We start from the raw sequence: 1,790 nt of genomic DNA, 5'->3' as shown, positions 1-1,790 counted from the left end.
GGTTGACGCCAGGCCAGGCAGAGGCTGCACGCCGGCGCTGTCGGCAGAACGCTCATGGCAGGGCGCCCAATCAGCGTACCCCTCTGTGCCAATATACCTGAGACACTCCCCTTCGATTTAATTAGGGAAGTTTCTTGGAGCAAGCCATGACCGACCAAGCCGTACGGACCGAATCACAGACCACACCGGCGCGCATCCCCAGCGAGGTGCTGGAGAAGGCCGCCCGCCGCCGTTTCACTGCCGACTACAAGCAGCGCATCTTGGCCGAGGCCGATGGCTGCACCGAGTCCGGACAGATCGGCGCCCTGCTGCGCCGTGAAGGGCTCTACTCGTCGCATCTGACCAAGTGGCGCACCCAGCGTGACGAGGCGGTGCGCGCCGCCCTGTCCCAATCACGTGGGCGCAAGCTGCTGGAGAAGCACCCACTGGCCGAGGAGAACGCCCGGTTACAAAGGGAAAATCAACGTCTACAAGCGCGCCTGACCCAGGCCCAGACTATCATCGAGGTCCAAAAAAAACTTTCGCAACTGCTGGGCCTGGAGCTACCCCCGACCAACGGCGTGACCAGCTCATGAACGCCGCCATCGAGCTGAGCCGCGAGACCGGCGTCAAGTCTGCCTGTGCGGCGCTAAACGTCAACCGGGCGCAGTTCTATCGTGCCCAGGCGGTGGAGCAGACCGCGTCCGTTCGGGCGCGCCCCCGCCCACCCCTGGCTCTGTCGGCAGAGGAGGAACAGCGCGTGCTCGACACCCTCAACAGCGAACGCTTCATGGACCGTTCACCCTATCAGGTCTATGCCGCGCTGCTCGATGAGGAGCAGCACCTGTGCTCGATCCGCACCCTGTACCGCGTCCTGGCGCGTCACGGCGAGGTGCGCGAACGCCGCAGCCAATTGCACCACCCCACCTACACCAAGCCGGAACTGCTCGCCACCGCGCCGAACCAGGTTTGGTCATGGGACATCACCAAGCTCAAAGGCCCGGCTAAGTGGACCTACTTCTACCTCTACGTCATCCTCGACATCTTCAGCCGCTGCGTGGTGGGCTGGATGGTGGCGCACCGCGAGTGCACCGAGCTGGCCAAGCGGCTGATCGCCGAAACCTGTGCCCGCCAGGGCGTCCAGGAAGGGCAACTGACCCTGCACGCCGACCGGGGGAGCAGCATGACCTCCAAGGGCGTCGAGCAGCTCCTGGTCGACTTGGGCGTGACCAAGACCCACTCCCGCCCCCATGTCTCCAACGACAATCCCTATTCCGAAGCGCAGTTCAAGACCCTGAAATACCGCCCGAACTTCCCCGCCCAGTTCGGCTCCATTGAAGACGCCAGAACCTTCTGCGGCCCCTTCTTCGACTGGTACAACCACGACCACTACCACTGTGGCATCGCCCTACTGACCCCCGCCAGCGTCCATAGCGGCCAAGCCACCGAGATCGTGCTCAAACGCAATCAGGTCCTGCAGGCCGCCTTCCAGCGCCATCCCGAACGCTTCAAAGGCAAACCGCCCACAGCCCAACCCGTGCCACCCGCAGCATGGATCAATCCACCGCCTAATTCACTATCTCAGGAGAATCTCCCGTCACCGCAAAACGATACCCACGATCTACAGTAATTTATGTTCCATTGTGTCTCAAAGTCATTGACACATTCCGCAGTTCAGGGATAGCTATATGGGGAATAGGTCCGCAGGATGTGGTCATGGGTAACACCACTTATGACTGGGAGCGGCTAGGCGCCGATCTGGAGGCGGGGAAACGCGGTATCCCAAAACACCCCGAGGGCCTGATCCAGAT

Annotated in this window: 1 protein-coding gene; it reads left to right on the top strand. The window is 62.2% G+C overall.

Translation table 11 applies throughout. The features are described from left to right. Positions 1-146: 146 nt before the first annotated feature. A protein-coding gene (locus WB402_RS10230) for an IS3 family transposase (protein ID WP_424207523.1) occupies positions 147-1,609 on the top strand; the annotation gives its coding sequence in 2 pieces (ribosomal slippage) (positions 147-519 and positions 519-1,609; 1,464 coding nt in all). Positions 1,610-1,790: the final 181 nt, after the last annotated feature.

This window comes from Sulfuricaulis sp., from assembly GCF_049587675.1.
Classification (GTDB): Bacteria; Pseudomonadota; Gammaproteobacteria; order Acidiferrobacterales; family Sulfurifustaceae; genus Sulfuricaulis.
Note: the sequence above shows the minus strand (reverse complement) of the source record. Positions and strands in the feature narration are given on the sequence as shown.